Origin of the sequence: Acinetobacter proteolyticus (assembly GCF_000367945.1) — a bacterium.
Taxonomy (GTDB): domain Bacteria; phylum Pseudomonadota; class Gammaproteobacteria; order Pseudomonadales; family Moraxellaceae; genus Acinetobacter; species Acinetobacter proteolyticus.
This window is the reverse complement of the sequence record NZ_KB849177.1, coordinates 184,192-192,581: the sequence shown is the minus strand read 5'-3', so window position 1 is coordinate 192,581 and position 8,390 is coordinate 184,192. Positions and strand designations below refer to the sequence as shown.

6 protein-coding genes are annotated in these 8,390 nt (G+C 36.7%); all 6 read right to left on the bottom strand.

Annotated elements, in window-relative coordinates; all coding sequences use genetic code 11:
• Positions 1 to 225 precede the first annotated feature (225 nt).
• Genes cas6f through cas1f form a run of 6 tightly spaced genes read right to left on the bottom strand, consistent with a single transcriptional unit; the run spans position 226 to position 8,359 of the window.
• A complete protein-coding gene (gene cas6f / locus F993_RS18695; RefSeq protein ID WP_004652097.1) occupies positions 226 to 837 on the bottom strand; it encodes a type I-F CRISPR-associated endoribonuclease Cas6/Csy4 in 612 nt (203 codons plus the stop codon).
• Positions 838 to 839: 2 nt separating this feature from the next.
• A complete protein-coding gene (csy3, locus tag F993_RS18700) occupies positions 840 to 1,853 on the bottom strand; it encodes a type I-F CRISPR-associated protein Csy3 (protein WP_004652096.1) in 1,014 nt (337 codons plus the stop codon).
• A gap of 25 nt (positions 1,854 to 1,878) precedes the next feature.
• Complete coding sequence (gene csy2, locus F993_RS18705; protein WP_004652095.1) at positions 1,879 to 2,763, bottom strand: type I-F CRISPR-associated protein Csy2; 885 nt, start codon at positions 2,761 to 2,763, stop codon at positions 1,879 to 1,881.
• Positions 2,763 to 4,004: a type I-F CRISPR-associated protein Csy1 gene (csy1, locus tag F993_RS18710; protein ID WP_004652094.1), complete on the bottom strand. Its 1,242-nt coding sequence runs from the start codon at positions 4,002 to 4,004 to the stop codon at positions 2,763 to 2,765. Before csy1 ends, csy2 begins: the two co-directional genes overlap by 1 nt.
• A gap of 15 nt (positions 4,005 to 4,019) precedes the next feature.
• Positions 4,020 to 7,397 (bottom strand): type I-F CRISPR-associated helicase Cas3f, encoded by a 3,378-nt coding sequence (cas3f, locus tag F993_RS18715; protein ID WP_032812312.1) that lies wholly within the window; start codon positions 7,395 to 7,397, stop codon positions 4,020 to 4,022.
• Positions 7,397 to 8,359 carry a type I-F CRISPR-associated endonuclease Cas1f gene (gene cas1f, locus F993_RS18720; protein ID WP_004652091.1) on the bottom strand — a complete coding sequence of 321 codons (963 nt, stop codon included), beginning with the start codon at positions 8,357 to 8,359 and terminating at the stop codon, positions 7,397 to 7,399. Before cas1f ends, cas3f begins: the two co-directional genes overlap by 1 nt.
• Positions 8,360 to 8,390: the final 31 nt, after the last annotated feature.

Here is an 8,390-nt window from a genome sequence, read left to right as displayed (position 1 = left end):
GTCCAATTTCTAAATGGCGTATGCCGCCATGAACGTGTACCTGCTTTTTGTGTGTAATTTTGCATTTTTCTAAATGGCGTATGCCGCCATGAACTATAAAATTATAGTAAAAATATAAGTTACAACAAGTAGTTAATATAGATTTAGGCATTTTACCCAATCAAAAAACCACTTGCTGTAACTTATTGATTTTATTAAACTGTTAAAGAGTAAAAAAATATTGGGTCAAAACTCTGGTACGGTTGAGAAACGACTTAACCCGTAAGTTCCAAATGTTCCATCTTTCGCCTCATCAGCAACAGATTTACCAATATATAAGCGATACGGTCGATCTATATTTTCCTCTCGTTTTGCACTTAGGCTTTTCAAACTCACATAAGGCTCAACTACAGGCTGATCAATATATTGCTTAAAGTGCTGTCTCGCTTGATCTAAAGAAATATTATGGCGCTGAGCTTGATGAACAATACGTTGCTCCAAACTCATTTTTGGATTAACTCGAAAATAATGAGCGTAAGCCGTAATTTTAGCTTGAGGTACTTCGCGTGGTTGGGTGAAATGAACATAGTCCACAAATCGTTCCAACCACTTCCCCAGATTAAGTTGCTGTAACTGGACTTCTGTATTGGCAAAAATACGGATTTTCGCACCCAAAAAACCAATGTTCTTTTGCTGATTAATACGGTACTGTGGAAAAGACACTCCAAACTGGGTTTTCCCTTGTTCATTCGTATGTTCTGCAAAAGCAATATGAAGTTGGATATACACTTTTGACCAAATGAAATAAGGTGAAATTTCATCCTGATCAATTAAAGTGATTTCTTGATAATATTGCATTATTAATCCTTCGCACTTTGACCAAACACCCCACCACGCACTAAAACAGCCATAACATAGTGTTCTTGTTCTAGATTTTCTAATGACTCACCTAAAGCATATTTATCAAATAAGGTAAAAAAGTCTTTTTTCTCTTTAGGAGTACGATAAGCTTTTCCAAGATTTGTGACCGCACCATAAGGTTCAATCGCGATTGCTGTTTTTTTGTCATCAAACTCAGGATACCAAGTATCGATTGTACGTAACGCATTGCCAATTTTTTGAGAGTGCATTGCAGCAACATCATTGACTTGATAAAGGATTTTACTCTTATCCCCCTTACCTTTATCCAAAACTAATTCTTCGCTTGGATAAACTTCTTGTGCTTTACCCACCAAAGCATAAGCCTCAACTTTAATCAATAAATATACTGTTTCACCTTTTAGAGCCTGAGCGATTTGATCAGCTAATTTTTTTAACTTTTCATCTACATGGTCAAAATCATGCAGTGCATATTCCAAAGCATTAAATGTTATAGCGGGTTGATCATTTATTGTTACCACAACCTCTACTTTTTCCGCACCAACACGGTTCCGCCATAAAAAACGAGCATTAGCAATATTGAACGCATAACGTTTCGCAAGCTCTGTAAAGCCATATTTGTTAATATAATTTTTGGCCACAGCTTGATAAGAGTTTAAAAAAGCTTCATTGTTACAAGCAGATGGATTTTCAACACCACCTAATACTTTCAAAGTAAAACCAACTTTTAAAGTATCTTGATGCTCGCCCAAAGCACAGGCATCTACTGTTTGTAAATTGGCTTTTTCAACTTCAGCATTCAACTTTAATGGATCACTGGCAACAGCAGGCTTTAAACGGTTTGAAATCGTTCCTCGGACTGATTTAGGAATGAGTTTTAAAGCTGTTTGTTCATTACGATTATCCCAAGTCGTTCCATAAAAATATCCATCAGATGGAACAAGTTTCTTTTCAAATGCGAGTACACTTGCGACTGCTTTTTCATTTTTAGCCATGAGTCTTTCCTTTTTCAATATCAAATTAATTTGTTGTAGCGTTTTGGCAGAGATATAAATTGTTTTCTGAATCAAAATGGTATTGCCATAACATTTGATCAAGATGTTCTATGCGATACGGCATCAAAAATTCACCTAAAGTTAAAACACTTTCAGCAAACCGATGTGGTGTATTGGCATCCCTTTGATTTTTTGCGAATCCCAACTCAGAAATTCCTTGAAAGCCAACAGCGACAGGTACAAGCCAACCTTGACCTTTACGCTTTGAAGTCCATGTCACTTTGTTATCTTCATCTACATTAGAGCTATGCGTTACGTGTAAATATTCTAAAACCGCATCTAAAGCATCTTTACCTTGATTCATACTGTCTATTACGAGATCACGGCGCTCGATCAGTACATGCCCAAGCATGAGTTTATTGAGGATTGGTTTTAATTCCCTGTCATGATCTTCATCATCATCAAAATCCAGTATTTGGCAATTCTTCACCGTAAGAACATCTCCACTGGCAAATTTCATACTACAAACTAGATCAGAAGCAAGTTCTAACAATTGCTCTCTTTTTTTGTTATTCAGATCTTCAATTTCAACTAAAAGTGAAACTTCCAAATGGCAACGAGCTTCCTCAATAAAAGCAGGCCGACTTCCATCCTTATCCAATGGATTTGCGGTACCGATAATTGAATGGACAAAATCCCCCTGTCCTTTATAGGTCTGCAAATTAAACTCGTGACAGCTCACCGCAACTTTAGTTAAAGTCACATCACATGCTTTAGCTTGTAATTTACGTTGCAAAGCGTGGACTGCACCAAGCCAAGCCGTCATTGCTGGAAATCCAATGGTATATGGGCTACTCATGGCATTGGCATTGTGAAGTTTTAAATGAGAAATCAATAAAAAATGACGCATTAGAAAAACTCCTTATCTTCATCCAGTGCTTCAAATACAATATCTTTTAACTCAACGAGTTCTGGACTGCCAAACAATTTAGAACCATAAAAATCTTCAAAACTATCTAAAATCCATTTCGCAATTCTTCTTGCAATTTCGTATCGCCATTCGTTTTCAATTTCTCTTACATCTAAATAAGCATCATCCAACCATATTTTTTGCTCTAAAGATAAAGATTTATAATGCTCTTTTTTGGACCATCCTTTTTCATTTTGGCGCACACAGAAAGCATGGAATAAAATAACTCCTACTATTTGACGTAAGAGTTTTTTAATTTTTTTACGTATATACTGATTATTAATCTCGGCGACATATTTTTTTAATTTTTCAAATTCAGTACCAAATTTTTTCCTATATAAGCACTGTTGAAAAAAGTCATGACTGGGTAATTTAATATTACGACTTTCAAATACTGGTGGGCAACTCGAAAGTAAATAAGCTCGTCCCGCATTTTGGCTATTTAAAACACTAACATTCTGTGGTTGAGTTCCACCATACGCTGTTATTGTTAAATCAAATATATCTGCATAACCTACTTCATCATGTTCATTTTTCTTACGCAATTCTTTAGATTTTTTGGTTTCTTCCGAAAAACGCATAGCATCAATTGCTTGTTTGAGTCGAGTAATTAAACCAGATGGGGTTAAAAGGGATAATAAATGATATTCAGATTGATTAATTGGGAAATAGACCTGTTTTACTAGAGGGTCTGTTTTTACTGAATGATCTGCGGCTTTAATTTTTAAAAATTCTGAACTCAATGCTTCAAAATTTAAATCTACATGCGTAATTAAAGCTCGCAACTCTTGGTTGTCTTGTTCGAAGCCATCCAAAACCGTCATTTTTTCAGTAAGCGGTAAAGATAAGAACTTAAATACATCCATTGCAGCAGCATTACCAAATACATCCAATGAGTATTCCACATTACCACTACGTAAGTAGCCATCATTACAATGTTTCGCCTTAGCAATAAGGCTTGAAGTCTTGGCACTTGGATGACTAAACTTACTTGGGTGACTCACCATTGCAAGCTGGGTTACGCGCTTTGCTGCATCAGGTAACCACTCATTTAAACTAAATTTATCATTTGCCTGATGTTGCAAAGTTAAAGTTTCAACATCACTTTCTGCTTTTTTTAAACGATCTTTTAGCCAAAGTTCTTTACGTTCATTTAAAAATGCATGAATACTTTCTGCCATATTCTTTCCATCTTATTATTTATTTGAAACTACCAAGCCAAACTGTTCTGAATACATCAATCGTTTATTCTCATCGTACTCTGGCAACATAATCTCACCATAACGTTCCGATAGTCTTTCAATCTTTGCATCGATATCTTCTTCATTCTCACTTAAATGATCAAGTGCAAAGCGACACAAAATTTCGTAATAATTCCTATTCAACCATAATCTTTTTTGTTCCAAATTATTTAGTTGCAAATAATGAATATTATAAAAACCGCTCCGATCAATATAATGACCAAAATCATTTTTTTCACAGAGTAGCAGTTTATGATCTCTGCAAACAACAAAAATTTTAATATTCGGAAAGCTTTGCCTAAATTGTATAAATTTTTGAGGTAAAGCTGTTAAAAACCATTTTTGGGTTAACCATGAATTTAATGGTTTTGCTCCAACTTTTTCGTATGAGGTTAATACATCAGCCATTACTGCATGTTCAAGATCTGCTAGTCTTTGTCTTGCTTGTAATGGTCCATTCGTTTTTATTCTTGGTATGGCATTAATATTAAAATTCACATCTGGAATATCAAGTAATTCTTTTAAATCTTTAGTGAGTAATTGGAATTTATCATTATTAAGTTCAAAACCAGGTTTTTCAAAAGCAACTTTAGCTTTTCTTAATCCTTTTAAATTATATTGCATTAAAGCAATATTTGGCTTTTCGATATTCTGTACCAATTTTCTGTGACGTAACACTCGCCCTGCCAATTGAATAATCGAACGATAAGACGATGGCTCTACAATGGCCCAATCAAAATCATGGTCTCGCCCAACCTCCTCCACTGGGGTTGCAACCAAAATAAAAATCACATGTTCCTCTTCAATTGAATCTAGATGCTGACGAATCACATCATTTGAGAATGCCGCCGCCTGTTCCCCCGCTTTCTCTTTACGCTTTAGAACTTGATCTAAATGTCGCTCCTGCTCACTACGTAGCAACAAAACTTGACGACTATGATAGGCCATAACACGAGGCGCTATGCCCTGCGACCATTCTGCATTGAGTAAGTATTGAGTTAAAGCAACACAGGGTGGAATATTGGCAACACGCACCACACCAAAAGAGACTTTTTTACCTGTCTTAAGATCAATACTGTGATGACTCAAATGTAATTGTTCAGCATTCTGTTTAATCCTTTCAAAATACTGAGACTGCAAACTTTGATCTAAACGTTGGACTTCTTTTACAGCCACAAGGTCAGCACAATCCACAATATAGGCTTTATGTTTAACAACTTGCTTGACTAGCGCTGCTGCTCGAAGCTCTACAAATTGATCATGTATATTCTGATATTGTTGTATATGCTCTGTTGGCGCATTCGAATCAATGGTTTGGATTTTTGTTTTGAACTCATCGACCCACATTGAAACGATATTTTTATTTTTTAGTTTTTTAAAGGCAGAGTACAAAGCCCAGCCTTGCTGATAGGTATTAAAAAACCCCTCAGCCAATGCTGGAGGTATGGTTGCTGACGATATCATCACTTTTCGGCCCAACATGCCTGCAAGATGCACCAGTCGGGCAATAGCAACCAAGTCTTGAGCATTAAAATCATCCACTTCATCAATGACCAAGTCTGAGGAGGAAAGTCTTAAACTCGGTAAAATATATTTGCCACCACGCTTGGTTTCAGTCGCTGCCATAATATGATCAATAGTACAGGTTAAAACAGGTTTATATAGAAATGCTTTATTACGTTGTTCTTGATTTTTAGGGAATAAAGCATTCATAAAATCGGCTTGAGGCATCGTGTCGTAATCCAGTTCATTCTCTAATAACGCCTCTAACGACTCTGAACCGATTTCCTCAATATTTAATTCGTCCTGTTGATCATTTCTAGCATTTTGATGATGTAACTCCTGCACAGCTTTTGAACCAATTAAAACAGCGAGTTCATCATTACTTAAACCAATATCTTGACGATATGAATCCCCCGTTTGTAAAGTTAAAGTCCTTAAGCCTAGAGCTAAAATATAACGTAAAGATTGTCCATTCTTAGATAAGGCTTGCATGATTTTCGCATTGGCAATGGTTTTTCCTTTCCCGGTACTTGCCATATTGACAATGAACCAGCCCTGTTTCTCAGCCCCTTCATTTTTTTGAATAAATTGCTGAACACCCTTTGCAGCCTGATCTTGCCATTCAAAACCTGATGAACTTTTCTTTTTTAATTTTTGAATATCGTATGCAGATTCCATCTCATCTGCTAAACGGCTTAACGACTGTACCACCCGCATAGCATTGTCACTAACTCGAACTAAATGCTCATCTAAATACTGTTTCGCTTGTTTCGTTTTTGGATCGGTATTTGCAACAAGTGATAAATTCGTTTTCCATGCTTTATCTGCTTCACACGATGAATAATAATGATCACCCAACATTAGACATAAGCGTGCATGATGTAAAATGACTCGCCAACTCCCATCAATAAAAATCTGTTCTGATGATTGAACTTCCTGTAATAAACGTAAAGACCATTTTTTAATTTCTTTTGTCCATTCAAAAGATTGGCTTAGCAAACCTTGCTCAAACTGAAAACACAACTTAAGTCGTTGTTGATAATCCTTTTCCTCAAATTTATTTTGATAACCCCAGTTTGCTTCGATACATTCAAATAATTCTGCAATACTATTTGCAGGTTCAGCAGCATATCTTTTTGAATCTTTATCTTCTTTTAAATTCGGTAAACGATGGTGTGAAATGATCAGCCACGCGACTAATTGAGCGAATGGTGGAAGCTGAGCTAAAACTTTGGATTGATCTGATTCTTTTACAATCGTTTGCTTGAGAAGTGCCTCATCCCAACTTTGATTAATAAATAAATTTAACCATGCTTCATCAGATTCAATATTGCCTGATAATTGCACCAAAGCATTTAATAATAGGCATGAAATCCATTCATGACGTAAAGGATCACCTTTAAATTGGTTATTTTTATCTAGTAATTTTTGCTGGAATAATACTGTTGCTTTACCCCAATCATGAAGTAAAGCAGAAACTGCAACTAATGCCTTAATTAAAGGTAAATAATGCCAGTCATTTTCCCATTTATTTTGAGACAAGCTTTTCTTTGTGGTATTCACGGGGACTATTCCTTGTTCATTAAACTTATTGCGATTTCCCACAATCCACATCAATTCACTTCTACGACGACCACGTATCCAATGACATGAAACTGCTGTACTTTTCGTCGCAGTTTTCCTCAGTAGCTTTTTTACAGTCAACAATCCATCTTCAGTGATCACCGTTTGCCATGTATTGTCACCAATCCGATCTGCAAATGCATCGAGTACTCGACGAGTTCGAGCAATTGCCTTCTTTTCACACTGAGATATAAAAGTTACGATCATCATTCGCTCTCCTGATTTGGAAAGCTTTTACCCGCTTGCAACTTAACCTGTTCAAACATCCAATCCAAACAGCGATATTCTGTGAATTTCTGCAATAGCTGTTGACGGAACGCTTGCTCAGTCAGCCCCTCTTTGGCACAAATAAACGCCCACGGTAAAACCACCGCATCCTTGATTAAATCAGCCACATCAAAGACCAATGCACCTCGTCGGGTTTTACCATGCATAACCGCAAATGAATGACTAATACCTAAGACCCAAAGTGTTGTCGCACTGAGACCATAAGCCAAATAATTGCCATGATTCAAAAAGTCATTAGCCAAATCCCCTTGCTCTGGATTGCGCTCAAAACTCAACTTAGAACGGGTTGCTGCAATTTTATAAAGTTGCTTGGTCATCTGCGCTTCGGCGAGAAGTAAATCCCCCACTTTAGCCATATTAGGGATTTTCTTTTCAAAACCAGTCAAGGCTTGTTGAATGTCTAAGTCATCCAGATAAAAACCTTCATCCTTTAAATCTTTATCTTTAGCCCAAATTTTGCGGATAAATTCGATACGGGCAAATTGAAATTGCTTTGCAACGTCCAAACGTTTGGCATCATCAAACCAGAAGCCCATCCAGCCCTGCATATATTCAGTTGGGCGATATTCACTTTGTGGCGTTAACCATTCCACCTCACTTCCTGCAAATAAAGGTGTGCCACCACCGCCACAAAAACCCACCAACACACCTGCGCTACACAACATTCGCATCGCTGCTTGTGTAATGGATGTCCCTGTACCGAGTAGAATCACCGTGGTATTGGCAATGGGAATATTCCAATATTGATTTTCGTTCTTTGCTTCGGTGAGATATAACACTCGCCCATCTTTTTGCATCACTCTGCAATGTTCTAAATAATAAAGATTGGCGCGTTTAGAATGTAAGATTGCTTTTAAATCAGATGGGTTCAGTTGTTCCATTCTTGTGTTTTCCCTCATTTTTTATGATCTT

Coding starts and splice junctions, on each gene's coding strand:
- cas6f (WP_004652097.1), bottom strand. CDS start 837: ATGCAATATTATCAAGAAATCACTTTAATTGATCAGGATGAAATTTCA.
- csy3 (WP_004652096.1), bottom strand. CDS start 1,853: ATGGCTAAAAATGAAAAAGCAGTCGCAAGTGTACTCGCATTTGAAAAG.
- csy2 (WP_004652095.1), bottom strand. CDS start 2,763: ATGCGTCATTTTTTATTGATTTCTCATTTAAAACTTCACAATGCCAAT.
- csy1 (WP_004652094.1), bottom strand. CDS start 4,004: ATGGCAGAAAGTATTCATGCATTTTTAAATGAACGTAAAGAACTTTGG.
- cas3f (WP_032812312.1), bottom strand. CDS start 7,397: ATGATCGTAACTTTTATATCTCAGTGTGAAAAGAAGGCAATTGCTCGA.
- cas1f (WP_004652091.1), bottom strand. CDS start 8,359: ATGGAACAACTGAACCCATCTGATTTAAAAGCAATCTTACATTCTAAA.